This is a genomic window from Desulfitobacterium dehalogenans ATCC 51507 (assembly GCF_000243155.2).
In the GTDB taxonomy this organism is placed as follows: Bacteria; Bacillota; Desulfitobacteriia; order Desulfitobacteriales; family Desulfitobacteriaceae; genus Desulfitobacterium; species Desulfitobacterium dehalogenans.
Genome location: NC_018017.1, coordinates 3,952,034 through 3,977,111, shown reverse-complemented (window position 1 = coordinate 3,977,111; position 25,078 = coordinate 3,952,034). Strand labels below are relative to the sequence as shown.

21 protein-coding genes and 1 other annotated feature are annotated in these 25,078 nt (G+C 44.9%); of the genes, 20 read left to right on the top strand and 1 reads right to left on the bottom strand.

Going from position 1 to position 25,078, the window contains the following annotated elements; all coding sequences use genetic code 11:
• Positions 1-18 precede the first annotated feature (18 nt).
• The 5 genes from DESDE_RS19065 to DESDE_RS19045 all read left to right on the top strand — a co-directional run bounded on the left by DESDE_RS19065 (position 19) and on the right by DESDE_RS19045 (position 7,418).
• On the top strand, positions 19-888 hold the full coding sequence (locus DESDE_RS19065; protein ID WP_014795661.1) for a dimethyl sulfoxide reductase anchor subunit family protein: 870 nt from the start codon (positions 19-21) through the stop codon (positions 886-888).
• Between the two features lie 226 nt (positions 889-1,114).
• Positions 1,115-1,660 carry a ferritin family protein gene (locus DESDE_RS19060; protein ID WP_014795660.1) on the top strand — a complete coding sequence of 182 codons (546 nt, stop codon included), beginning with the start codon at positions 1,115-1,117 and terminating at the stop codon, positions 1,658-1,660.
• A 239-nt stretch (positions 1,661-1,899) separates the two neighbouring features.
• On the top strand, positions 1,900-3,216 hold the full coding sequence (locus tag DESDE_RS19055; RefSeq protein ID WP_014795659.1) for an NAD(P)-dependent oxidoreductase: 1,317 nt from the start codon (positions 1,900-1,902) through the stop codon (positions 3,214-3,216).
• A gap of 247 nt (positions 3,217-3,463) precedes the next feature.
• Positions 3,464-5,965: an HD domain-containing phosphohydrolase gene (locus DESDE_RS19050; RefSeq protein WP_014795658.1), complete on the top strand. Its 2,502-nt coding sequence runs from the start codon at positions 3,464-3,466 to the stop codon at positions 5,963-5,965.
• A 217-nt stretch (positions 5,966-6,182) separates the two neighbouring features.
• Positions 6,183-7,418, top strand: a complete 1,236-nt coding sequence (locus DESDE_RS19045) for an LL-diaminopimelate aminotransferase (protein WP_014795657.1) — start codon at positions 6,183-6,185, stop codon at positions 7,416-7,418.
• An 887-nt stretch (positions 7,419-8,305) separates the two neighbouring features.
• On the opposite strand, the gene DESDE_RS19040 is transcribed toward DESDE_RS19045, so the two are convergent.
• Positions 8,306-9,310 (bottom strand): substrate-binding domain-containing protein, encoded by a 1,005-nt coding sequence (locus DESDE_RS19040; RefSeq protein WP_041917301.1) that lies wholly within the window; start codon positions 9,308-9,310, stop codon positions 8,306-8,308.
• Between the two features lie 382 nt (positions 9,311-9,692).
• Here DESDE_RS19040 and modA point away from each other — a divergent pair, with 382 nt between their 5' ends.
• The 15 genes from modA (at position 9,693) to DESDE_RS18965 (ending at position 25,063) form a co-directional block, all read left to right on the top strand.
• Positions 9,693-10,520 carry a molybdate ABC transporter substrate-binding protein gene (gene modA / locus DESDE_RS19035; RefSeq protein WP_014795655.1) on the top strand — a complete coding sequence of 276 codons (828 nt, stop codon included), beginning with the start codon at positions 9,693-9,695 and terminating at the stop codon, positions 10,518-10,520.
• Between the two features lie 160 nt (positions 10,521-10,680).
• A complete protein-coding gene (gene modB, locus DESDE_RS19030; RefSeq protein ID WP_014795654.1) occupies positions 10,681-11,373 on the top strand; it encodes a molybdate ABC transporter permease subunit in 693 nt (230 codons plus the stop codon).
• Positions 11,373-12,041, top strand: coding sequence for an ATP-binding cassette domain-containing protein (locus tag DESDE_RS19025; RefSeq protein WP_014795653.1), 669 nt, complete (start codon positions 11,373-11,375; stop codon positions 12,039-12,041). Before modB ends, DESDE_RS19025 begins: the two co-directional genes overlap by 1 nt.
• A 136-nt stretch (positions 12,042-12,177) precedes the next feature.
• Positions 12,178-12,945 carry an ABC transporter ATP-binding protein gene (locus tag DESDE_RS19020; protein ID WP_014795652.1) on the top strand — a complete coding sequence of 256 codons (768 nt, stop codon included), beginning with the start codon at positions 12,178-12,180 and terminating at the stop codon, positions 12,943-12,945.
• On the top strand, positions 12,938-13,738 hold the full coding sequence (locus DESDE_RS19015; RefSeq protein ID WP_014795651.1) for an ABC transporter permease: 801 nt from the start codon (positions 12,938-12,940) through the stop codon (positions 13,736-13,738). The genes DESDE_RS19020 and DESDE_RS19015 overlap by 8 nt, the downstream gene beginning before the upstream one ends.
• 61 nt (positions 13,739-13,799) lie before the next feature.
• Entirely contained in the window at positions 13,800-14,816 is a 1,017-nt protein-coding gene (locus tag DESDE_RS19010; RefSeq protein WP_014795650.1) for an ABC transporter substrate-binding protein, read from the top strand.
• Between the two features lie 159 nt (positions 14,817-14,975).
• On the top strand, positions 14,976-15,971 hold the full coding sequence (locus DESDE_RS19005) for a GGDEF domain-containing protein (protein WP_014795649.1): 996 nt from the start codon (positions 14,976-14,978) through the stop codon (positions 15,969-15,971).
• Positions 15,972-16,013: 42 nt separating this feature from the next.
• Positions 16,014-16,262: a binding site (T-box leader), on the top strand.
• A 130-nt stretch (positions 16,263-16,392) separates the two neighbouring features.
• Positions 16,393-17,391: an ABC transporter substrate-binding protein gene (locus tag DESDE_RS19000; protein WP_014795648.1), complete on the top strand. Its 999-nt coding sequence runs from the start codon at positions 16,393-16,395 to the stop codon at positions 17,389-17,391.
• Between the two features lie 150 nt (positions 17,392-17,541).
• Complete coding sequence (locus tag DESDE_RS18995; RefSeq protein ID WP_014795647.1) at positions 17,542-18,459, top strand: ABC transporter permease; 918 nt, start codon at positions 17,542-17,544, stop codon at positions 18,457-18,459.
• Between the two features lie 17 nt (positions 18,460-18,476).
• Positions 18,477-19,271 carry an ABC transporter ATP-binding protein gene (locus DESDE_RS18990; protein ID WP_041917437.1) on the top strand — a complete coding sequence of 265 codons (795 nt, stop codon included), beginning with the start codon at positions 18,477-18,479 and terminating at the stop codon, positions 19,269-19,271.
• A 157-nt stretch (positions 19,272-19,428) separates the two neighbouring features.
• Entirely contained in the window at positions 19,429-20,253 is an 825-nt protein-coding gene (locus tag DESDE_RS18985) for an amino acid ABC transporter substrate-binding protein (RefSeq protein WP_014795645.1), read from the top strand.
• Positions 20,254-20,429: 176 nt separating this feature from the next.
• The gene (locus DESDE_RS18980; protein ID WP_014795644.1) at positions 20,430-21,089 is read left to right on the top strand and encodes an amino acid ABC transporter permease; all 660 of its coding nucleotides are present in this window, start codon (positions 20,430-20,432) and stop codon (positions 21,087-21,089) included.
• An 18-nt stretch (positions 21,090-21,107) separates the two neighbouring features.
• Positions 21,108-21,872 (top strand): amino acid ABC transporter ATP-binding protein, encoded by a 765-nt coding sequence (locus DESDE_RS18975; protein ID WP_014795643.1) that lies wholly within the window; start codon positions 21,108-21,110, stop codon positions 21,870-21,872.
• 388 nt (positions 21,873-22,260) lie between these two features.
• Complete coding sequence (locus tag DESDE_RS18970) at positions 22,261-23,007, top strand: GGDEF domain-containing protein (protein WP_014795642.1); 747 nt, start codon at positions 22,261-22,263, stop codon at positions 23,005-23,007.
• A 277-nt stretch (positions 23,008-23,284) separates the two neighbouring features.
• Positions 23,285-25,063 carry a sensor domain-containing protein gene (locus tag DESDE_RS18965; protein WP_014795641.1) on the top strand — a complete coding sequence of 593 codons (1,779 nt, stop codon included), beginning with the start codon at positions 23,285-23,287 and terminating at the stop codon, positions 25,061-25,063.
• Positions 25,064-25,078 lie beyond the last annotated feature (15 nt).

Here is a 25,078-nt window from a genome sequence, read left to right as displayed (position 1 = left end):
TTGAATGGAGGTAATGCTATGACATTCGCAGAAGAATGGCCATTGATGACCTTTACCTTATTGAGTCAGCTGGCTATTGGACTATTCATCGTGCTTATGTTGGTCAAGACCAGCATAGGCAATCAAGATTCCCAGGCCTCCAAAGCAATTCGCGGCGGATTTACCGCTGTAGGTCCACTTACAGCGTTGGCTTTAGTTTTTTCACTGTTCCATCTCGGCGATCCCTTGGGAGCACCCCGCTCGATTTTGAATCTGGGGTCCTCCTGGTTAAGCCGGGAAATCATGACCGCCGGCGGATTCTTCGCTCTTTGGTTTGTTTTCTGGTGGTTATCCCGCAAAGGCAAAGAAAGCAACGCCTTAGGGTGGGTTACTGTTCTGATGGGATGTGCTGCAGTGTTCAGCATGGCCAGTATTTACAGCTCTTCCATTCGCCCTGCTTGGGATAATGTGAACACCTATATCGCTTTCTTTGGTGCAACCTTAGCCATGGGTGTCTTAGGTGCAGCCGGTGTCATTGCCTTTGGACTCAAAGGACAAACCTCTGCAGGATTAGCAAAAGCCTTAAAGAATATGTCATACCTCGGAGTTGCTGCCGTACTCGTACCACTGGCCTACCTTCCTGTCTTCATCTCAGGTTTAAATGGTGGAGGAAGTACAGCAGAAGCTTCTGCCCAAATCTTGAGTGAAAGCATGGGTGTGTTAGCAGGTAGAGGGGTACTTTCAATTGCCGGTGCAATCTTGCTGGTAGCCGCTCTGAACAAAGGAGCAAAGGGAAAAGCTCTTTCTACAAGCACCGTTTACCTTGCTTTGGCCTTAGTTATCGCAGGTGAATTCATTGGACGATATCTCTTTTACGCCATGGGAGTGTCTCCGATGATCGGAACCTAAGCTTCACTGAACTTCTTGATTAAGATGGATTTTTGAGCCGAAAAGCTCAGAGATCCATCTTTTTGCAGGTTCCTCCGCGCTAGCCTTACATAAACCAAAACTTTTTTATGAAAGAAAAACAAAAAGCACTTGACTTTTAGAATGATTCTAATATAATAGTGAGTGTAACGAGCAACAACATAGCTCACCATTTAATCAATGTAATATAAAAGGAGAGAATTGAAAGATGAAAAAGTTCGTATGTGCAGTTTGTGGTTATATTTATGAGGGTTCAGAGGCTCCGGAGCAATGTCCTCAGTGTAAAGTAGGTAAGGAGAAGTTCATTGAAAAAACCGAAGGAAATCTTCAATGGGCTGATGAGCATAGAATCGGAGTCGCAGAAGGTGTGGATCCGGAAGTTATCGAAGGTCTAAGAGCAAACTTCATGGGTGAATGCACTGAAGTGGGAATGTACCTGGCTATGAGCCGCCAAGCTGATCGTGAAGGGTATCCGGAAGTAGCGGAAGCTTACAAACGAATTGCCTTCGAAGAAGCTGAGCATGCTGCTAAATTTGCTGAACTCTTAGGCGAAGTGGTAGTAGCCGATACGAAGAAAAACCTCGAAATGAGAGTGGAAGCAGAATACGGTGCCACTCAAGGCAAAAAAGACCTGGCAACCTTGGCCAAGAAACTCAATCTGGATGCTATTCACGATACAGTTCATGAAATGTGTAAAGATGAAGCCCGTCATGGCAAAGCATTCTTGGGACTGCTCAACCGTTATTTCAAATAAGATTAGACAAGCGGACATAGGGAACATCCTTTTGGGGATAGTTCCCTATTTTTTATGTATATTAAACATGGGTGTTTTTTCTAAATGGATAGAATTACCTGGAGTTTTAGCCTGCTCGTTAAAATCTGTACACCCTTCACCAAAAAAATCTATGGTATAATCAACTATATTTTTTGGTTTCAATCTGTAAAACTTAACAGGGAGAAAACGTAAAACCTTAAGTGTGAGGGGAGATAAAAGTGAGTAAGATGATGAAATTTGAATCCGGGTTCAGTCAGGAAGAAGCTTTTGCCGAAGCCTCACGTTGTCTGCAATGCAAAAAACCCTTATGCCGTCAAGGTTGCCCGGTGAATAATGCCATACCGCAGTTTATCCGAGCCTTAAAAGAGGGAGAGTACGCTCAAGGTTTAGAAGCTATTTATCGTCACAGCTATTTACCGGCTGTTTGCGGTCGGGTTTGCCCGCAGGAAAAGCAGTGTGAGGCGAGCTGCATTTTGGCTCGAAAAGGCCAAGCGATTCGCATTGGTAAACTTGAGCAGTTTATTGCTGACAACGCTACCGATGTAGAGTTTCCTAAGGTAACCGCTACCATGGGAGCCATTGCGGTTATCGGCTCTGGACCGGCAGGATTAGCAGCAGCTGTCCAACTGGCTCAACTTGGGTATTCCGTCACTATCTTCGAAGGGGAAGCGGAACCTGGGGGGGTACTCGTTCACGGCATTCCAGAGTATCGCTTACCTAAGAATGTTGTACGTCGTGATATAGAGAAGATTAAAAATTTAGGTGTAGAATTTAAGCTCAATTCTTTAGTGGGTGTGGATCTCTTCCTGGACGACCTCTTGGCACAGGGGTATCAGGCGGTCTTTATCGGTACAGGGGCAGGGTTGCCCAAAACTCTGGAAATACCCGGAGAGCACTTGGAAGGAGTCATATCGGCACTGTATGTCCTGCAAACCACCAATCTCTATAAGTTAGGCCAGTTACCGGAGAATGAACTTCCTGTGGATAAAGGGGAAAAGGTGGTGGTGATTGGTGCCGGCAATGTTGCTATGGATGCTGCTCGCACTTCCAGTCGTCTGGGAGCGGAGGTAACCGTTCTTGCACGCAGAGGCTTAAATGATATGGCGGCCCGTGATATTGAGCGGGACGAGGCTATAGCTGATGGAGTCAAGATTCGCACTTATGCGGCTCCCTTGGAAATACTGGGAGATGAAAATGTAACAGGGATAAAATACGCCAACACCATAGTGTCTGAGGATGGCAAGGTCGTCATCAAAGAAGAAGAAAGTTTTATTCTACCGGCGGATAAAATTATTTTTGCCATTGGACAAAGGCCCTATGCTCGTATCGTGACCACCTCCCAGGGCTTTGAGATTAATAAGCAAGGGTTACTGATCTGCGATGAGCACGGCATGACCACCAGGGACGGAGTTTTTGCGGCAGGGGATGTGGTTCATGGCCCGGCTACTGTAGTCAAGGCTATGGGTGAGGGGAGACGTATTGCCATTGAGATGCATGCGTACCTTTTAAGGAAGAAATTACAAAGCGCCAAATGAATTTGTGGGATTTTGCTTGAGATTAGTTTTGTCTCAAGCTTTTTTGTAGGCAGCCAACGATCTTCTCTCTAAAATAGGTTTTAAAATAAAAGGAAATTCATATTGTTTCTTAGGAGTAAAATTTTGTGAATTTTTAAACCAGGAGTGATAATTAAGAAGGAATATGATTTTGATTGAAGAACTTTTTAGCTTTAAGAGCTTATAAAATTGGTAACGAGAAGACCATTACCATGATGGAGGAATGGGAATGCGACAAGATATTCAGGATGTCAAACTCATGGCTATACTTAACCTACTTAATCAACTTAGCAACAAAAACTCTCTCGAAGAGTACCTCAATGGAATTATCGATTTTCTCTCGGGATGGACCGGATGTGAGAATATTGGTATTCGGGTGCTTAGAGAGGCCGGCCTTGCCCCTTATGTAGTTTATCGGGGGTTCGATGAGGATTTTATTGCTTCTGAAAGTTGCATTTCTGTTCATGAGGATGAATGCGTCTGCTTGAGAGTTTTAAGGCAGCAGTTTAAAAATGAGGATCAGGATCATATTTCGGAATCAGGGACCTATTACGCTCAAAACTTCTTTCAATATGTAGAAGAGTTGAAGGAGGACCAACTTTTAAGTTTCCGCGGCATATGTGCCAATAAGAAATTCAAAAGCCTGGCCGTGATCCCCTTGCACCATCAAGGTAAGGTAGTAGGAGTTATACACATCGCCGATGTCAAGAGTGGAGTGTTTTCCCAGGAAGACATCCAATTCATTGAGACCATAAGACCCCTTGTTGCGGAAGCTATCTATCGGCACAATCTGGAGAAGGCCTTGGAAAGTACTGTCCGTCGATATGAGGCTGAAGAGATGGTGATACGCAAGCTGAAATTTGAAGAGAGATTAGCGAGTATTTCGGCCCGCTTTAACCAGCAAGAGGATTTTAAAGTAGCTGCAGAAGAGTCTCTAAAGGATATTTTAAAGCTATTTAAGGCGGAACAAGTCTGTCTGCATCTTGGTAGCAACTTAAAGGAATATGTCAGCGTCCATGAACATGGAAAATCGACTCATGGATGTTCAATCTCTCCAAAAACCTTTAAAGAGTTGAAAATCCACTGGGAAAAAGGCAATATCTTATGTCAGAAGCCTGCTCACCAGGCTGAGTTCAAAGAGATCGGATCTTTGGCCCATGAAGTGTTTAAGAAAGATTCCGTTTTAACCATTCCCCTTAATTTTAAAGGATCTTTGCTTGGAGTGCTTATCTTCGTCAACATATCCTCAGGTGGGCTGCCCTTTAAGGAGATTCTCAATCCTTTAAAACTTGTTACAGAAACCTTTGCCAATGCTGTAGAGCAGGGCAGGATTCAATACCAGTTAATGTGGTCGGAAAATCGTTACCGTACCATATTTAATCATTCCGGGAGTGCCTTCTTAATCGTTGATGAGAATTTAAAAATACTCCTCTCGAATCCCCAAGCGGAGAGACTTTTAGGTTTGCCCAGTGAAAAAATGGATAATATAGCCTATCTTACAGATTTTCTGCCCGATAACGAAGTGAGGCGTCTGAAAGAGTATAATCGAAAAAGACTCCAACAGGACTCCCATGTACCCCGTCAGTATGAAGTGAAATACAAAGACAATCAGGGTAACTTAAAAGATGTCATCGTTTCTGCAGAAGTCATCCCACAGACGATTCAGACCGTTCTCTCCATTATTGATATTACCGAATGGAAGAAAGCTGAAGCTGAGCTTCAATTCTTGAATTTGCATGATCGGTTGACAGGTCTCTATAACCGTGTCTACTTTGAACAGGAATTGCGCAAGTATGAAGCGGACCCCAGCAAAGAAGTCGGCTTAATCATGTGCGATGTAAACGGTCTGAAGCTAATCAACACCACCTTCGGAAGTGAAGCGGGAGATCAAGTCTTAGTGACGACGGCAAGGCTGCTGGACGAGTGCTTTAAGGACTATCTTGTAGCTCGCATCGGGGGAGATGAATTCGCCGTACTCATCGAAAAAAATGAGGATGTGGATCTCGAACAGGCCTGCCAGCTTTTTCGCAGGAATGTGGAAAAATATAATAAGGATCATGACGGTTACCCCTTGGACATCTCCCTGGGATACGCTTGCTCCGGATCCTGTGGGTTGAAGATGAGTGAGCTGTTAAGAAATGCCGATGACGCCATGGGTAGAGAGAAACTCCATAGCAACAATAGTACGCGGAATTCTCAAGTTCAAATACTCACAAAAGCTTTGGAGTTCCGGGATTTCATCACAGAAGGCCATGCTGAACGAGTACAAAATTTGATTATCAGCACGGGGCAGTTAGCAGGTTTATCCGAGCAGAGACTATCTGATTTGAAGCTCTTTGCTCAGTTCCATGATATCGGAAAAGTAGGGATTCCTGATCAGATACTGTTTAAGAAGGGACGTCTAACCGCGGACGAGTGGAAGATCATGAAAGAGCATTGTGAAATGGGTCATCGAATCGCTCAATCCACTCCGGATATTTATCCCATCGCCGATTGGATTCTCAAGCATCATGAGAATTGGGATGGTTCAGGGTATCCTTTAGGCTTAAAAGGAGAGGAGATTCCTATTGAATGCCGGATTCTTGCCGTTGCCGACACATTTGATGCCATGACCAATGATCGACCCTATCGAAAAGCCCAATCAACTCAAGCTGCCATTGAAGAAATTATGCGCTGTGCCGGGGCCCAATTTGACCCTCATATCGTTGAACTTTTTGTGAAAACAGTCTAGGGCCGGATTACTTACAGGTGAAAAGGCCTTGAAAACAAAATCCAATTCAGAAAATGATAAGAGCTCTGGGGGACTTCCTCAGGGAAAAGTTGCAATAAGAAAGGGAACAGTAATATAATTTATAACGATAGATGATAATAAAACGGTGTAGGCATCTTCGCGGTGGATAAGGTCGGCGGTGCCTTCAGGGTTTAGTATGAGAAGGGAGACTGGCACCATGGCGCGGATCAATGAGAATTACTTAAAACTAGCGGGGAGTTATTTGTTTTCTGAAATAGCGCGGAGAGTCAATGAATTTAAGGCTCAGAATCCTGAGGCTGATATTATCCGCTTGGGAATTGGTGATGTGACAAGACCCCTCGCCCCAGTCGTCGTTGAAGCCATGAAGAAGGCTGTGGATGAGATGGGTAACGTAGGAACCTTCCGGGGATACGGACCAGAACAAGGGTATGATTCCCTAATTGAGAGAATCATCGCCCATGAGTATGCCCCCCGGGGAGTTCAGCTGGGAATGGATGAAGTCTTTATCAGCGATGGAGCTAAAAGTGATACAGCCAATTTTCAAGAGCTCTTTGGAGTAGATAACATTATGGCCGTGACTGACCCGGTCTATCCCGTCTATGTGGACAGCAATGTTATGGCTGGACGGACCGGGATGTATGATAAGGAGAAAGGGATGTATGGTAAAATTGTCTATCTTCCTTGTACTGAGGAAGGGGGCATGAAGCCTAAATTGCCTGCCACACCTGTGGATATGATTTATCTTTGCTTCCCCAACAATCCCACGGGAGTGACCTTGACTAAGGAAGAGCTGAAGGAATGGGTTGATTACGCACAGAAAAACAAGGCCGTTATTCTTTTTGATGCAGCCTATGAAGCCTTTATTCGGGAAGAGGAAGTACCGCACAGTATTTATGAAGTAGAAGGAGCCCGGGAAGTGGCTGTAGAATTCCGCAGCTTTTCCAAAACCGCAGGCTTTACCGGAACACGTTGTGCCTATACCATCGTGCCCAAGGATATAATGATCTATGACTCCAAAGGTGAAGGACATTGCTTGAATAAGCTTTGGCTGAGAAGACAGACCACCAAGTTTAATGGAGTGTCCTATCCTGTACAAGCAGGAGCCGCTGCCATCTATACTGAAGAAGGAAAAAAGCAGATCCAAGCAACCATTGATTATTATATGGAAAATGCCCGTATTATCAGGGAAGGTCTGAAGGAAGCCGGTTTCAAAGTCTTTGGCGGTGTGAATGCCCCTTATATCTGGATGAAAACCCCTGGTAATTTAGGATCCTGGGAATTTTTCGATAAACTGATGAAGGAAGCTTATGTGGTAGGTACTCCCGGAGCGGGCTTCGGAGCTAACGGCGAAGGGTTCTTCCGCCTCACGGCCTTTGGGACGCGTGAGAATACCGAAAAAGCTATCGAGCGAATTAAGGCTCGGATGAAGTGAATTTGCTCGGGTCGCGTAGCTTTACGCACAACGAACCTTCGGGCGTGAGCTCCTGAAACCCACCTGCGCCGCTTAGTTCATCTTTGTGGCTAGGGCGGCTTGGGCGAAACCATTCACTGGATGGTTTCGTCACCGGAGGCTTTCTTCATCGGAGCTCACGTACTCTATAGCTCCAGGGCTGGTTCACTCGCTTTCTTAACAGCATCTGCAGCGGATAAGTACTCTCTGGGGTGTGCCGCTTTGAGCGAAACTGTCCACCGGACACTTTCGGAGCCAAACCTCCGGGTAATACCTGAGGTGAACCGGTGGCTCGTCTAAGTTAAGAAAGCCCCGTTGACCTGGCCGCCCTTCCGCTTAAAGAAAGCTTGGCTTATGGTGAGTGAAGCGAAGCAGAAGCCTTAGCTGCCTTATACACAGTGAAAGCCGTTCGCTCCTGTGCGTAAAGCTACGCTTGCGCGTCTTTGTTGGCCCTTCTTTTGGGTCTTTTCGAAAGAGTTGCACTGCTCAGACCCGAAAGACAGCCCAAGGATTTTGCTTTAAGGCAGAGAACGGATTCTAAGTGAGCAGGTAAGCAATCTTCGCGAAAGATTGCAGCGGAGTCGGGTTGGAAACAGGACGTTTCCAACCGGCTATGAGGCAGGAGCCGATTTAGCCACGAAACCCGGGCGAGGGTTTCGCCCAAGCCGCCACCCCACAGAGACTACTTAGCGGCGCAGGTGCACCCGACGCAGCGGAGGTCTTTCGCGATTAGATTGCTCCGCGCAGCTTATAGAGTGAACGCCGAAAGCAAAATCCTGGAGATTCAGCTTTCGGGCCTTTTTCAGCATAGCAAAAAGCCAGCCCTCTTAAATTAAGAGGGCTGGCTTGATTATTAGCGCAGAAAGTAGTTAAACTTCTCCCATAATTTTCCCCATATCAGTGATATCATACCCACCAATTCCCGCTACCTCATTGTGGAAAACCTCGGAATTCAAAATGCTCAATAAAGCCTGAAAATGGGGTTTTACCAAATCCTCCTTGCGAATAACGAGATCATAGCGTTCCTTGTGCAGAGGCACAAAATCTAAAGAGCTTACTTGCATAGCAGCCTTTTCAATCCCCAGCCCTACATCGGCTTCACCACGGGCTACTCGACTGGCAACAGCCATATGAGACATCTCCTCATCCTCATATCCTCGCACACTGTGATGAGGAATATGGGCAAGACGAAGCTGTTCGTCCAGAAGTACCCGTGCCCCGGATCCACGTTCGCGGTTAACAAAGCGAATATCGGATCGACCTAAGTCGCTCCAAGTAAAGATTTTTCTTGGATTTCCTTTGGCTACATAGAAGCCTTCCATGCGATAAACCAGATTGATGATGCAGGCCGGATGCCCGGGTAACAATCTCCTGACATAGGGAATGTTATATTCATTGGTATCGCTATCCCATAAATGAGTGGTAACCACGTTAGCTTGACCGCGGTAAAGAGCAATCAGGCCATCCAGGCTGCCGCTGTATTGGCGAAGAAAAAGGACTTGAGGAAATTGCTTATGCAAATGACGGGTTAAAATATCCAAGATGATATCTTGACCGCAGATTACCAAACTTTGATCCGGAAGCGTAGAACCTGGAAAGGCAGGATGCGTGTCAGTAGTTTTCTCCCGGCCGTCCGGACCGCTCGGTGGAGCATCACCTGACAGCGGAAGATTGATTGTATTTCCAGAGGACGAAGTCGAACAGTCACCCTTGGATCTGCGGATGTAATTTTCCAGATCCGCACTTTCGATGCGAAATTTACGGCCGATGCGGTAAGCGCTGAGGTCGCCGTGTTTAATCATTTCGTATACCGTAAATTTAGAGATTTTCAGAATGCTTGCGACTTCCTCAGGAGTATAAGTCACATTGGACAAGGAAATCTCTCCCCCCATAATTAACCTATTGAACAATAAGTAAAAGGCTAGCGAGTGTCTATTTACATCTTGATAACGATTATATCATAATATATAATAGACCTAAAGTTCGGTTATGTTTGTTTATGTTGATTGGTAAATGGTGTTTGTTGGCGTTGATCTAAACTTAAGTTCTAGTAAGAGTGCAATTACGTTTGGTTTATTCCCCTTTTCTTTGGTTCTATTCTTTTTGTTTGCGTTCTCTCAAGGTGTTTTAATACTAGAACGAATAGCTAAAACCAAAAAATATTGGGAACTTTGACGTTTTGACGCCAAAAGTCTATCAATTTACATAAATAATTGAATCGAAGAAAATAAAAGATAACTTTCAGGAGGTTTAAGGATGAAAAAGTGGATTAAGGCCCTATTGATTTCCGGTATGGTACTTTCTTTAGGTTTAACCGGGTGTGCCAGCAACACCGGTAACGCTAACAGCGGCAATAATGGGGGAGCACCCCAAGAGCCTGCCAAACAAACGGAGCTGATTGTTTCCGCAGCGGCCAGTTTGAAAAATGCCTTGGATGAGATTCAAAAGGATTATGCCGCGAAAGAGCCTAATGTTAAACTGACCTTTAACATGGGTGCTTCAGGAACCCTGCAGCAGCAAATTGAACAGGGAGCTCCGGCTGATCTGTTTATTTCAGCAGGAAAATCCCAGGTGGATGCTCTCTTGGAAAAGAACTTAATGGATAAAGACAGCGTTGTCAATCTGGTGGGAAATGATTTGGTTCTTGTTGTCGGTGCCAACGATACCAGTGTTAACTCCATACAGGATCTGTCCAAGGAAAGTGTGAAGCAGATCGGTATCGGCACTCCGGAATCCGTCCCCGCTGGCAAATATGCCAAAGAAGCCTTTACCTCCCTTAAGCTTTGGGATACCCTGGTGCCCAAATTTGTTCAGGCCAAAGATGTAACTCAGGTGTTGAATTATGTGGAGACCGGCAACGCCGAAGCGGGAGTTGTCTATAAATCCGACGCTCAAGGCTCAACAAAAGTCAAAGTTGTAGAAGCTTTCCCAGCTGACAGCCATAAAGCCATAACCTATCCGGCTGGAATTGTTTCGGCAACCAAGGAAAAGGAAGCAGCTAATGCCTTCTTAACCTATTTGAAAGGTTCAGAGGCTCAGGATATCTTCGCGAAATACGGTTTTAAAACCAACTTAAGCAAATAAAAAGCTGGAAATTATTTTAGATAAAGGACAAAATAAAGTACAAACACAGTGCATTTAAAGGTATAATCGGTCTTGGCTTTGTTTTTCTTGCTGAGGCTGATTATACCTATGGTTTTTACTGACTTCTGATAAATTTGAGGGAAAATTTGAGGGAATAGAGATGGACTTTAATTTTTCACCCATTATCTTATCTATAAAAGTTGCCGTGGCCGCAGTGGTAATTGTGGTTTGCTTTGCTATTCCCATTGCTACGTTGATGGCTAAGCGCCAGTTCACGGGAAAGGCCGTTGTGGAATCCCTTCTGACCTTACCACTCGTTCTGCCGCCTTCTGTGGTCGGATTTGTCTTGCTCTACACTTTTGGCAAGAACGGACCTGTCGGCAAGCTCCTGGGAGAGCTGTTTGGTGTGACGGTGGTCTTCACCATTTGGGGGGCGATTATCGCCGCAGCGGTGGTATCCTTCCCTATGATGTACCAGTCTGTAAAAGCAGCCATCGAGAGTGTGGACCCCCAATTGGAAAAAGCGGCGCGTACCCTTGGGGCCGGAGAGTTAAGGATCTTCTTCACCGTCACCATTCCTTTAGCATGGAATGGCTGTGTTGCGGGTTTTGTACTGGCTTTCGCCCGTTCCCTCGGCGAATTTGGAGCAACACTCATGCTGGCCGGCAATATTCCTGGTAAGACGTCCACGATGCCTTTGGCTATTTATTTTGCCAGTGAAGCCGGAGACGCCCGTCAGGCCTGGATTCTCGTATCGATCATGGTGTTGTTCAGCTTTCTGGTCATTTTCGGGCTTAATCATTGGGGAAAAGGTAAGGGAAACTCAACCAAGCCTGATGGGAGGATAGCTTAATGGTCAAGGTGCATTTCCAGAAAAAACTGCCCTCATTTACCTTGGCAGTGGATTTTGAGGTGGATAACCATATCCTGGCCATTGTCGGTCCGTCGGGAGCGGGGAAGACCACAGTCCTCCAGTGTTTGGCGGGGTTGCAAAACCCTACTCAGGGAGACATTTGGATTAATGGTAAAACCATCTTTTCTTCTGAGCAAAAAATCAATATCCCGGTTCGAAAACGCCGGATTGGTTATGTCTTTCAGGATTACGCACTGTTTCCTCATATGACCATCGAAAAGAACGTCCTCTATGGAAAGCCTAAGCCGGCGGAATCGACAGAAGCCTCTCATAAAGCGATAGGTGTGACGGGGCTTCTGGACATTCTTAAAATCGGTCACTTACGGAAGCGTTATCCTTCTCAAATATCAGGAGGAGAAAAACAGCGCGTGGCTTTGGCACGAGCTTTAATGACGGAACCGGAGCTCCTGCTCTTGGATGAATCCCTCTCGGCTCTGGACCCTGACACCCGGGCGCTTCTCCAACAAGAACTTTTAAAGGTTCAGAAGCAATGGCAGATTCCTTTTATTCTGGTCACCCATGATCCCCGTGAAGCCGAGATACTAGGCAGTCAAATCTTAAGGATTGATAAAGGTATGCAAGAAATTCTGAAACCCATAGAAGCTTAACCAGCTTTTACATTCCCTTTCTCTACCCAGAGGAGGGGATTTTTTCATATCTTAAACACTCACCCATCTCCCCGGGATTCAATACACTATTAGAGATAATGAAAATGCCGAGAGTAAAAAGAAGGGGGGAGGGGCATTGAGAAAGGTTGTGGAGCTGCATAACCTTGGCATGAAATATCAATCCCTCAATGGAGAAATCACAGCACTTGATGAGATAGAGTTTGATGTTTACGAAGGTGAGTTTGTCAGTATTGTTGGTCCCAGCGGCTGTGGTAAATCGACCCTTTTATCCATTATATGCGGACTGATTTCCCCCACAGCAGGTAGGGTTCTCGTGGATGGCGAGGTCGTCACAGGAACATCCCAAAAGATTGGTTACATGCTGCAGAAGGATCATCTTTTTGAGTGGCGGACAATTTTACAGAATGTCAAACTGGGGCTGGAGATTCAAAAAGCCATGACACCGGAAGCTAAGGCCTATACGGAGCACCTCCTGCAGACTTACGGACTTTACGAATTTCGTAATAAATACCCCAACCAGCTCTCCGGAGGAATGAGGCAAAGAGCAGCACTCATTCGGACCTTAGTAACCAATCCTCAAATCCTGCTCCTGGATGAAGCGTTCTCCGCTTTGGATTATCAAACCCGCCTGGCTGTTAATGAGGATATTCATACCATTATTAAAAAAGAGAATAAAACTGCCATTATGGTCACCCATGATATCGCTGAGAGCATCAGTATGGCGGATCGGGTGGTCGTGCTTAGTAAACGACCGGGGACAATTAAGAAGGTTTATGAGATTAGCATGAATTGTGAAAAGAGAACTCCTTTAAAGTCTCGGGATATGCCTGAATTCCAGATCTATTTTCAAGAGGTATGGAAGGAGTTGGATGTCCATGTCTAATAGCTCCCCGGAACATAGAGCCTACTTAAAGAAAGTCCGACAGGAAAAGATCAAGGTCAGAGTGACCCAGATTTTAATTCTCATCGTTGCCCTGGGCTTATGGGAGATCTGTGCCCGAGCCAAAATCGTGGACCCTTTCATTACCAGTCAACCCAGTCGGGTGCTCCAAACTATGATAACTCTCCATCAAGAGGGGGTATTACTTCATCATATTGCCATTACCTGTATAGAAACTGTGGTGGGCTTTATCTTAGGAACTGTCCTGGGAACCATGATAGCCATCATCCTTTGGTGGTCTGAATTTATTTCCAAAGTCTCAGAGCCGTATCTCGTTATTCTCAACAGTCTGCCTAAAATTGCCTTAGGACCTATATTCATCGTCTGGATCGGCGCAGGGCCGGCGGCCATCATCGTCATGACTCTGGCAATCTCCCTCATTGTTACTATTTTAGAAGTGCTCAATGGCTTTTTATCCATAGACCAAGAGAAAATTAAGCTGGTTCATACCTTTGGCGGAACAAAGATTCAGGTTCTCACCAAGGTTCTCCTACCGGCCTCTTTCCCCACCATCGTCAATGCTTTGAAAATAAATGTTGGGCTCTCCTGGGTTGGGGTCATTGTCGGTGAATTCCTCGTCTCCAAGGCAGGCCTGGGCTATCTTATCGTTTATGGAGGACAGGTGTTTAAGCTGGATTTGGTGATGACCAGTGTCTTCATCTTAGGCATAGCCGCAGCATTAATGTATCAGGGGGTGGTTCTGTTCGAAAAGCTCATTGTCAAGAATTCAGATTAGCTCATAGTTCTTCATATCCTTATATACCTAACCAGTGTCAAAAATAAAAGGGAGGGTTACTATGAAACGCCGATTAGGCTTACTTATGGTAGCAGTTTTTTTAGTGGTATCCTTGGTATTAACAGGATGTGGCAATACAGGTGGAAAACAAGAACGATTAACCAAAATCCGAGTATCGGAAGTCACCCATTCCATCTTCTATGCACCTCAATATGTGGCTTTATCTCAAGGGTTTTTTGAAGAGGAGGGTCTGGAGATCGAACTGACCAACGGTGGTGGAGCAGATAAAGTCATGACCGCCGTCTTGACGGGTCAAGTAGAGATTGGCTTTGCCGGTCCGGAAGCCACCATTTACGTATACAATGAAGGAAAAGAAGATAATGCCATTGTCTTTGCTCAACTGACCAATGGGGATGGCACCTTCCTTATTGGCAGAGAGCCGGAACCTGACTTTAAATGGAGCAACCTTAAAGGCAAAACGATTATCGGAGGGAGAAAAGGCGGTATGCCTGAAATCATCCTCCAATACGTTCTCCGCAATAACGGCTTGAACCCGGGAAAAGATGTTTTCATCGATACCACCATGCAATTTAACGCCATGCCAGGAGCTTTCTTAGGTGGTCAAGGGGACTATGTCATTCTTTTTGAACCTACAGGCTCGATGATGGAGAAGGAGGGAAAAGCTTATATTGTGGCTTCCCTGGGTAAGGAAAGCGGTGAAGTGCCCTACACTGCCTATTTCGCTAAGAAGAGCTATATTGAGGAAAATGCCGGTATCGTCCAGAAGTTCACCAACGCTGTCTATAAAGGCCAACGTTGGGTAGAATCCCACTCTCCGGAGGAAATTGCTCAAGCGATTAAGCCCCATTTCCCAGATACAGATCAGGAGATTTTAACCACGGTCGTAAAACGCTATAAAGATCAAGACAGTTGGAAAAAGGATCCCGTATTGAAAGAAAGGGATCTCGATATTCTGCAAAAGGCACTACAGGATGCCGGCGAATTAAGCAAAACTGCTCCCTATGAAAAAATCATCACGCCAGCCTTTGGAGAGACAGCAGTTAAAAATATCAAATAAAAGTTAAGAATTCTCGAGATGAGAGAACTATCTGAGTGAGTTCAAATAGTTCTCTTATCCGTGTCCTTTTCGGAGAAAATTAAGGTACAATCGAATGAAATATAGTATAATAACTATGTATACACAATAACCTCAACATCGTGTTTAGAGGGTGTTCTTATGTCTTTTGAGCTTATGATTCTTCTGATTTTCATACTAGGGTTGGGTATCTTATACAGTCAAAAATATCAACGGATCCTGGCTGATCGCGTGGAGCAAGTGCGGATTATGGAAAGTGCCTTTGAGCATACAGCTTTAGGGATGGCTATAATCAGCCCTGATTTTCGTTTTATAAAAGTCAACCAGGCCTATGCGGATATCGTAGGCTACACCCGAACAGAGTTACTTAGGATGGTTCCTAAGGATTTTATTTATCCGGAAGATCATGAGAAGGATACTCCCTATACTCAAGAAGTTTTTGCAGGTAATATTCACTCTTTTACTTCCTTAAAGCGCTATATTCATAAGAATGGCAATATCCTTTGGATAAGAGCAACGTTTTCCGCTGTGCGCAATAAAAGTGGCAATATAAAGTATTTTATTGCCCAAATACAGGATATGACGATTGCCAAAAAGGCTGAGGACGAGCTGCGCAAGTCACGGGATGATGCTGAAGTTCTGGCGCGTACCGACTATTTAACCAACACTCTGAACCGCAGAGCCTTTATCGAACGGCTCAAGGAAGAATTAGAACGAACCAGGCGGACCCAAAAAGGTTTTGCCATGATACTCGTAGATGTTGACTACTTTAAGAAAGTCAACGACCAATATGGACATTTGGCAGGAGATTATGTTCTTCAACAATTTGCGGAATGCTTGGGAAATATCGTAAGGGCTTATGATTTCATTGGACGCTACGGCGGAGAAGAATTTATTATTTGCTTACCGGATACGGGTATTGAGCAGGCTACCATGGTAGCGGAACGCATGAGGGAAAGTGTGGAAGCGCTTGAGGTAGACTATTTAGATTCCCTGATTAAAGTCACAGGCAGCTTTGGGGTAGCAGCTTATGACAGCCATTCATCCGATACCCTCGATGAGCTTATAGAAAGAGCCGATTCGGCTATGTATATGGCCAAGCATCATAAAAATACTGTTTACCAGTGGGTATCTTAGATAAATCTCTATTGATTCCTGGAAAATAATATGCTAAACTGTTCTAAACTGTTGATGGGGAAGTAAAACCGCAAGACCAGCCTTAAAGAGAGCCGGGGAAGGTGGAAGCCTGGCAGGTAACGGAGCGAGTAAATGGGCCCCTGAGGGCGGAGCGAAAAGCAATGAGTAGCTTACGACGCATAGCCAGCGTTACTGGGCTAAGGGTGTGATGGCACCCTGCAAGAGAGGATGTATGGTTTATTTCATGCATCAATTAAGGTGGTACCGCAGGTTTATACGCCTGTCCTTAAGTTAGAAACTTAAGGACAGGCGTTTTTGATTGGGTACGAGCCTAATCCCGGCCATTTCCGCGGATGGAGGGGATATTGCAGGGAAGAACCCTCAATCTTAATCAAAAAGAAAAAGAGTGGAGGAATCTTCAATGAAAAAGAAATTTGCGGGGATTTTAAGTGGAGTATTAGCACTATCTTTACTGCTCACAGGTTGCGGTTCCAAGGCTGCAGGACAAGGGAACACAGATGGCGGCAAGACAAGGGTGGGGATTGTTCAAATCGTCGAACACCCTTCCCTGAATACCATTCGCGAATCCACTATTGCCGAGCTTGCGGCCCAAGGATTTAAACATGACGAAAATATTATAATCGACTATAAAAATGCTCAGGGAGACCAAACCAATCTTAAAACCATTGCCCAAAAATTTGTTGAGAATAATTATGATTTAATTATTGCCATCGCCACTCCGTCGGCTCAGGCGGTGGTCAGTGAATCTAAAGAAATTCCTATCGTCTTCTCAGCGGCTACGGATCCCTTAGGCTCAGGGCTTGTCACCAACATGGAAAGACCCGGCGGTAATGTGACCGGGACCTCAGACCGGGTTTCTCCGGAGAAAATTATGGGCTTAGCCGAGCAGATCACTCCCGGAATCAAAACCGTTGGAGCACTTTACAGCACCAGTGAGACCAACTCTGTCTCCGTGATCAAGGATCTGAAAGACTATGCTGTCGTGAAGAACATCCAGGTAATCGAAGCTACCGTAACCAACAGCTCTGAAGTTCTGCAAGCAGTCAACTCCTTAACCGGCAAAGTGGACGCTATCTTTATTCCTATCGATAATACCGTAGCCAGTGCCATGCCCGCCGTGGCACAAGCCGCCAATAAAGCACAAGTTCCGGTTTATGTAGGAGCAGATTCTTTGGTAAAAGACGGAGGCCTTGCGACTTATGGTATTAACTACACCGTTCTTGGTCAAGAGACCGGGAAAATGGCCGCTGAAATCCTTAACGGGAAAAATCCTGGTGACATCCCTGTTAAATCCATGACCGATATGGACATCTACCTCAATCAAAAAACAGCTGATGCTATCGGCATAACCATCCCAGCCGACATCCTCAAGAAAGCTGCCCAAGTCTTCACTGAATAGCATCTACCCCTCCCCACCTTAACTTCCAGGAAGAGATCCGTTTGACGATAGTATATCCCTCATTTAACCTCAATGGTGCACAGGCGAGACAAGGGTCAATCGATTGCCTCAAGTCTCGCCAATTATTTATTAAAGGAGAGACCATCACCTATGAGTAACCTCGCCTTTCAAGGTTCCATCGAACTAGGAATCATCTATGCCATCATGGCCCTGGGGGTATTCTTATCTTTCCGTACCTTGAACATGCCGGATTTGACGGTGGACGGAAGCTTTGTCACAGGTGCGAGCATCTCCGTTGTTTTATGTATGAGCGGTCATCCTTTTCTCGGACTGATACTGGCATTTATTTTGGGTTGTGGTGCCGGATGCATTGCGGCCTTTCTCCACACCAAACTGAAGATCCAAGCTCTGCTGGCCGGGATTCTGGCCATGCTTGCCTTATACTCGATTAATTTAAAGATTATGAGCGGTCGCTCCAATATCGCTCTTTTAAATAAGGCCACCGTATTCAGCGAATTTGAGAAGGTCATGAGCGGAAAATACAGTCAACTGACCTTTGCCTTTATCGTGGTCATCCTTTGCCTTATCCTCCTCTTTCTCTTCTTAAATACTCGTTTGGGATTCCTGGTAAGAGCAACAGGAGATAATGACCAAATGGTAAGAGCCTTAGGTGTGAACACCGATCTGACGGTTTTTGTCGGCCTTGCCGCAGCCAATGGTTTCGTAGCCCTTTCAGGAGCCATGATAGCCCAGTACCAATCTTTCGTGGATGTGGGCATGGGTGTGGGGATGGTGGTCATCGGCTTAGCCTCCGTCATTATCGGTGAAGTGGTTTTTGGGATACGAACCCTTCCGCGCCGGTTAATCGCCGTAGTTTTAGGTTCCGTTCTCTATCGCCTTATTATTGCCGTTGCCCTGGAGTTGGGAATGCCGGCTACCGATCTTAAGCTTGTATCGGCAACCATCGTGGCTTTAGCCATGTCCACTCCTGTTTTGAAAAAACAATTTGCACTTATGAAACGCCGGCATTTTTCCCACAATAAAAGTGCCAAAAGGAATTTGCAGTGAAAGAGGGAACGATTGGAATGCTTAAGCTTATAGGAGTCAGCAAAACTTTTGGCATCGGAAGCAACAATGAAAAGCGGGCCCTGGATCAGGTAGACCTTTCCTTGCAGTCCGGTGAGTTTGTGACGGTCATTGGTGGGAATGGAGCAGGAAAATCCACACTCTTTAACTGTATTTCGGGAATGTATGAAATAGAGGAAGGTCAGATTCTTCTTGATGACCTGGATGTCACCTATCATCCCGAATATAAACGCTCCAAGCTGATTGGAAGAGTTTTTCAGGATCCCCTTAAGGGAACTGCTTTTGATATGACGATTGAGCAGAACTTAGCCATTGCACTGGCCAAAGGACAGCCCATCAGCTTACGTCCCGGGGCGACCAAAAAGGAATTGGCTTTTCTTAGGGAACGTCTGGCTATGCTGGATCTGGGCTTGGAGGACCGAATGAAGCACAAGGTGGGGCTTTTATCCGGAGGGCAAAGGCAGGCCTTAACCCTTCTCATGGCAACCTTGGTTAAACCTAAACTTTTGCTGCTGGATGAACATACGGCAGCCCTTGACCCCGCTATTGCGAAAAAGGTAATGGTCCTGACTCGTCAGATAGTAGCGGAGGATAAACTGTGCACTCTGATGATCACCCATAATATGAAAGCCTCTCTGGAATTTGGAACACGGACTATTATGATGCATGAAGGAAGAATCATCATGGACCTCCAAGGCGAGGAAAGAAGGCAAATGACGGTGGATCGCCTGATTGAGCAGTTCGAGAAGCGCAGTGGGACAGAATTGGATAACGACCGCATGCTCCTTGGCTAAAAATAAATAGAATCCTATAAAAAAAGACGAAATAATAAGCATGGCTCAGCTAAACAAGTCTATCCTGCGATAATGTGCCGGTTTATCCTTTTACCTCTTTAGCGTATTAAAGTAAAATAGCATCAAGATTATTGCGAGAGAGAAGGGGTTGTTCCTAATGAAGAAGTTGATAGCCGTTGCGATGACTGTCCTTATGTCAGGATTATTGTTAGCAGGTTGTGGAAGTTCCAGCAGTGCGGGAGGCGCCAATGAGCCGGGCAAGGCGAATAAAGAGCCGGAAAAAGGCGCCGTACAGCAAAAGATCGTCATCGGGTTGGATGATACCTTTGCTCCTATGGGCTTTAGAGATGACGGCGGCAATCTGGTGGGCTTCGATTTGGATATGGCCAAAGAAGTGGCTTCACGCCTGGACATGGACGTTGAGTTCAAACCCATTGATTGGAACAGCAAAGAAGTAGAACTCAACAGCAAAAAGATCGATATGATTTGGAATGGACTAACTATCACCGCCGAAAGATTGGAGAAAATAGCTTTTTCCAAACCCTATATGGCCAATCGCCAAATTATTGTTGTTCTATCCGGTTCAGATATTAAGACCAAAGCGGATTTAGCCGGTAAAGTTGTCGCTACTCAGGAGGGAAGTTCCAGTGTGGATGCCCTCAATGCCGAACCCGAAGTGACAGGAACCTTTAAGGAGTTAAGAACCTATGCGGATTTTGTGGCGGTTTTAAATGAGTTGGCCATCGGCCGGGCTGACGCCGTGGTTGGCGATGAACCCGTTTTAAAGTATTACATGAACAAAAAGCCGGGCACCTTTGTAGCTATCGAGGATGATTTTGGCGAAGAAGAATTCGGCGTTGGTTTACGCAAGGATGACACCGAGCTTCTCAGCAAGCTTCAAGGGGCCTTGGATGCGATGAAGGCAGACGGTAAGTCCGCTGAAATCTCCAAGAAGTGGTTCGGAGAAGATATCGTCAAGTAACAGGAACCGAGCGAAGGGTAGGGAACGCCTCTTATGTCTTTCCGAAGGGAGAGTCTTCCTTTTTCGAAATGGCATAGGAACAATTCCCTACACCTTTTTTCGTTAGCCAATGAAAATATCCTTTCATCTAAAGGTTAATTGTTGATTCCCTTTGAAAACTCATGAGGAGAGAAATCATGGACTATATTTTGCAAATACTGGGCCCCATGTTAAACGGCACAGTGGTCACTTTAAAAATATTCCTCGTCACCATAGTCATGTCCTTACCCTTGGGATTGATGCTCAGCCTGGGCCGCATATCCCGGTTTGGGGTGCTTCGCTCGGCGATAGGGGTCTATATTTGGGTCTTCAGGGGCACTCCCCTCATGCTTCAGCTCTTATTTGTCTATTTTGGCCTGCCTTTTATTCCGGTTATCGGCGAGATGCTTATTCTTACGGATTTTCAGGCCGCTATCCTGGCTTTCGTCCTGAATTATGCGGCTTATTTTGCGGAAATTTTCCGGGCGGGAATTCAGTCCATTGAACGTGGGCAATATGAGGGAGCCAGGGCTCTGGGCATGACCTATGGTCAGCTCATGCGCCGCATTATCCTCCCTCAAGTTATTAAACGGGTGCTGCCGCCGGTAAGCAATGAGACCATTACCCTGGTCAAAGACACCTCCCTCATCTATGTACTAGCCATGAATGATTTGCTGCGTACTACGAGAGCCTTGGTTCAGAGGGACTTTACCATGACCCCCTTTATCGTCGCCGGGGTGTTCTACTTGCTGATGACCCTGGTCTTGACCTGGGGCTTCCAAAAGCTTGAGAAACGCTATGCGGCCTATGACGAATAGGGAAAGAAGGTGAGTATAATGAAGATGATCAGTGCCCTGAATATTGAAAAGAACTTCGATAAGCTGGAAGTCCTCAAAGGAGTCTCTCTGGAAGTGTTCAAGGGAGAAGTGGTAGCCATCATTGGCCCTTCCGGCTCTGGAAAGAGCACTTTTTTGCGTTGTCTGAACCGACTGGAAATGATTGATGGAGGAAGCATCACCATTGAAGAGGATGAATTGGTTTCCACCACTGAGGAAGGAAAAGTAGTCTATGCTGAAGAAACCCAGGCACGCATGATCTGTCGCAAAATGGGCATGGTCTTTCAGCAGTTTAACCTGTTTCCCCATCTCACCGTTTTGGAAAATGTCATTGAAGCACCCATAACAGTTAAAAGAGTCAAAAAGGATGAGATCATCCCCGAAGCCAAGGAGCTGCTTCGAAAGGTGGGGCTCCTGGATAAGCTGGATTGCTATCCTTCGAGGCTGTCCGGCGGTCAGAAGCAGCGGGTGGCCATCGCTCGTGCTTTGGCTATGAATCCCGACATTATGCTTTTCGACGAGCCTACGTCGGCACTTGATCCTGAATTAACCGGTGAAGTGTTAAAGGCGATGAGGCAGTTGGCGGAAGAGCATATGACCATGATTGTGGTGACCCATGAAATGAGCTTTGCCCGTGAAGTAGCCAATCGTGTTATTTTCATGGACAAAGGAGAGATTGTCGAACAAGGGGAACCGGAAGCTGTGTTTGGAGCTCCCAAGCAACAAAGGACCCAGGCCTTTCTCAATCACATGAGCGCAAAATAGGGAGCATTAACTTAGAAAACTTAACTTAGAAAAGTGTGTTCAAGCCAGCAAAGAATCATTGCTGGCTTGCTTTTTATGTTATCCAGTACACTAGGGAAAATGCGGTCGCTGAATACATAATAATCCGTAGCGAAAAAAGGATTATTTAACTACATGGCGAATAATCAGATAAGCTAGTAATTACTTACTTATTATTAGAATAATTTATAAGTATAGGAAAAAATTCTCTTATTTTTTATATTGATAAGTGACGTTTAGAACAAGCGTAAGGACTAATGTGTATGTTGGAGAATATACTATCTATTAATATAATATCTTATGCCTAACACCAAATTTCTAAGTATCCAGAATTCTATACTACGTTTAAAGCCGAAAGGGAGTGAGTAGCTTGAAAAAAATTGTTCAGATCTTTACCAAGCTGTTCATGAGTCATGCTCCTTTGATTCTCTCCCTATTAGGTGTCTTGTTATGGCTTTTAGTCTATTTTATTTACTGGTTTTTCCCTATGAATCAAGCACGCTGGGTTTGGCTGTCCGTCGTAGTCATCTTAATTTTTAACGGAGTCAGCTTGGGTGAATTTGTTAAAACCTTAGCGGTTAAGGGCTATACAGACTCCCTAACAGGATTGCCCAATAAGGGCTTTATGTACCTTCGTCTTAACATTGATATGGAAAAATACGCAAAGCAACAAAAAGAATACTCTCTAGCCATGATTGATATCGATCGCTTTAAGAACATCAACGATACGTATGGTCATCTTGCAGGGGATAAAGTGATTAAGGAAATTGCCGATATTTTACGTAAAAATGTTAGGGCCAGCGATGAAGTCATACGCTGGGGCGGAGAGGAATATGCGATCTTATTACCTGAAACCAGTGAAGAGGGGGCGGCTAATCTTATTGAGAGAATCCGCAATCTTGTAGAGAATCATGATTTTGGCCCGGAGATAGCTTCCCAAAAAGTAACTATTAGTGCGGGAGTGGTTTCTTACAAGAAACTTGAAGAAGTAAAAGTGAAAGAGAATAGACTCACCAACAACACTGATCTTATTGTGAATTTCTCCGACCAAGCTTTGTACCAAGCAAAGAAGACTCGCAATACAGTCTGTCGCTTTAGTCAAGGAGTTACCGCCTAAGTTCCTTCACCACTGATGAGGACCTTCGAGGGACTAAATCCTGAATGAAACAGGATTTGGTCCTTTTATTATGCTCTTAATTAAAAAATGTGGCGAGTATCAATGTCGTAATTTGTCGCAAAAAGAATTATCTGGAAATTAAAGATAGTATTGACATATTTATTGGAGTATTAAATAATAAACCAGGATGGAAGAGAGTGAGTACTTACTTACCCAACTGGAAGGTCTGGCTTAAAAATCAATGTGGTAAGGGGTTTCCCAATGAAAGGATCAAGTGATGAGGAAGAGTAATTTATCAGTCCGTAATAAAACAATTGTTAAAAATGAAAAGAAACTCAACCTCTACGAAAGTCAAGCATTAAAGACCCTGCAAAGACGCTTTCAAGTTTTAGTGCAAGATTCTCATGAGGTGTTTGAGATTATCAACTCCGATGGAACCATTCAATACATTAGCCCTGCTGTTCAAAAAATTCTAGGTTATCAACCTGAAGAACGGATAGGTAAGCTGGCTTATGGGCTTCTTGAGCCAACAGAAAAATATAAATTTATTCAGATGATGGACGTAGTTTTTAACCACCCTAATCAAGTGGTACAAGAAGAAATAAAGATTAAGACCAAAACAGGACAGGAGATTACCTTGGCATGCGATATGCGTAATGAGCTGTCAGAACCCTCCGTTCAAGGAATTATTCTTAACTGGAGGGTGTCTTCCTCACATTGTAGCAGAGAGGATAGTTCAAATGCTTCGGAAACCATAGATGAACTAACCAGGCTTCCTAATCGGGCTGCTTTCGAATCTCTTTTAGATCAGCAAATGGCAGAGGCCAAGAAAGGCCAAATCCTGGCTTTGATGATTGTGGATATTGATCGATTCAAGTATATCAATAGCTATTTGGGATACGAGCATGGGGACCAATTGCTTGCACAAATCAGCCAGCGCCTGAGATTGGTACTGACGGATAAGGTATTCCTTTGCAGATTTTCAGGGGACCAGTATGCTTTAATGGTTACCCAAGGAAATAAACGGGATGACTATACTTATTTGGCTGAGGAGATTCTGCGTCTATTTGACTCTCCATTTATAGTAAATGATCATAAATTGGATGTCAGTGTGAGCTTGGGTATTAGTATATATCCTCATGATGCACAAGATAGTGAGACCCTGATTAAGTTCGCTTATACTGCTTTATTAAGGGGCAAAACCGCCGGTAAAAAACGATGCCAATGTTATTCTGCAGATGTGGATCATAAGAATTGTAGAGAATTTCTATTGCGCAGTGACATGCAGAAAGCTCTCGCTGAAGGTCAGTTTGTGGTGCATTACCAACCCATGGTCAACCTGCATACTAATGAAGTGCTTGCAGTCGAGGCATTACTGCGTTGGGAGCACCCCATATGCGGAATGGTTTCTCCTGCCGAATTTATCCCTATAATGGAAGAGACGGGTTTTATTGTGGATGTGGGAAAATGGCTGGTAGAAGAAGTATGCCGCTGTCATAGACAATGGAAAAAAGAAGGACTGCCTCCCCTTAAAGTATCCATCAACTGTTCCTCTGTTCAGTTTGCAGAAGAGAGCTTTGTGGAGAGCATCCAAGCCATCCTTCATAAGATGGGATTTGACCCCCGTCACCTCATTATAGAAATCACTGAAAGTGTACTCATTGAGAATGCCAAGAAAGTTATTTCCGATCTACAAAAACTTCAGGAAATAGGGATTATGGTTGCGGTGGATGATTTTGGGACAGGCTTTTCCTCCTTATCCTATTTACTTACTTTTAATATTGATATTATAAAAATCGATGGCTCCTTTATACAGAACATCCCCACGAACAAAACCAGCACCATTATTACCCATTCTGTGGTGAACTTAGCCCGTGAACTCAATATTAAATTGGTGGCCGAGGGAATTGAAAGCCTGGAGCAGCTTTCCTATTTGAAGCGGTTTAAATGTCACACGGGTCAAGGGTATCTCTATAGTAAACCCATTCCACAGCATAAGCTTATTGAAGTTATAGCCAATAAGAAGTGCGAGCCGAAAAAAACTCAAAGGTTCTAGGGCTTTAAATTAAAA

Excerpts from the sequence above, each read along its gene's own strand:
- DESDE_RS19065 (WP_014795661.1), top strand. The coding sequence starts at position 19 with ATGACATTCGCAGAAGAATGGCCATTGATGACCTTTACCTTATTGAGT.
- DESDE_RS19060 (WP_014795660.1), top strand. The coding sequence starts at position 1,115 with ATGAAAAAGTTCGTATGTGCAGTTTGTGGTTATATTTATGAGGGTTCA.
- DESDE_RS19050 (WP_014795658.1), top strand. The coding sequence starts at position 3,464 with ATGCGACAAGATATTCAGGATGTCAAACTCATGGCTATACTTAACCTA.
- DESDE_RS19045 (WP_014795657.1), top strand. The coding sequence starts at position 6,183 with ATGGCGCGGATCAATGAGAATTACTTAAAACTAGCGGGGAGTTATTTG.
- modA (WP_014795655.1), top strand. The coding sequence starts at position 9,693 with ATGAAAAAGTGGATTAAGGCCCTATTGATTTCCGGTATGGTACTTTCT.
- modB (WP_014795654.1), top strand. The coding sequence starts at position 10,681 with ATGGACTTTAATTTTTCACCCATTATCTTATCTATAAAAGTTGCCGTG.
- DESDE_RS19025 (WP_014795653.1), top strand. The coding sequence starts at position 11,373 with ATGGTCAAGGTGCATTTCCAGAAAAAACTGCCCTCATTTACCTTGGCA.
- DESDE_RS19015 (WP_014795651.1), top strand. The coding sequence starts at position 12,938 with ATGTCTAATAGCTCCCCGGAACATAGAGCCTACTTAAAGAAAGTCCGA.
- DESDE_RS19010 (WP_014795650.1), top strand. The coding sequence starts at position 13,800 with ATGAAACGCCGATTAGGCTTACTTATGGTAGCAGTTTTTTTAGTGGTA.
- DESDE_RS19005 (WP_014795649.1), top strand. The coding sequence starts at position 14,976 with ATGTCTTTTGAGCTTATGATTCTTCTGATTTTCATACTAGGGTTGGGT.
- DESDE_RS19000 (WP_014795648.1), top strand. The coding sequence starts at position 16,393 with ATGAAAAAGAAATTTGCGGGGATTTTAAGTGGAGTATTAGCACTATCT.
- DESDE_RS18995 (WP_014795647.1), top strand. The coding sequence starts at position 17,542 with ATGAGTAACCTCGCCTTTCAAGGTTCCATCGAACTAGGAATCATCTAT.
- DESDE_RS18990 (WP_041917437.1), top strand. The coding sequence starts at position 18,477 with ATGCTTAAGCTTATAGGAGTCAGCAAAACTTTTGGCATCGGAAGCAAC.
- DESDE_RS18985 (WP_014795645.1), top strand. The coding sequence starts at position 19,429 with ATGAAGAAGTTGATAGCCGTTGCGATGACTGTCCTTATGTCAGGATTA.
- DESDE_RS18980 (WP_014795644.1), top strand. The coding sequence starts at position 20,430 with ATGGACTATATTTTGCAAATACTGGGCCCCATGTTAAACGGCACAGTG.
- DESDE_RS18975 (WP_014795643.1), top strand. The coding sequence starts at position 21,108 with ATGAAGATGATCAGTGCCCTGAATATTGAAAAGAACTTCGATAAGCTG.
- DESDE_RS18965 (WP_014795641.1), top strand. The coding sequence starts at position 23,285 with ATGAGGAAGAGTAATTTATCAGTCCGTAATAAAACAATTGTTAAAAAT.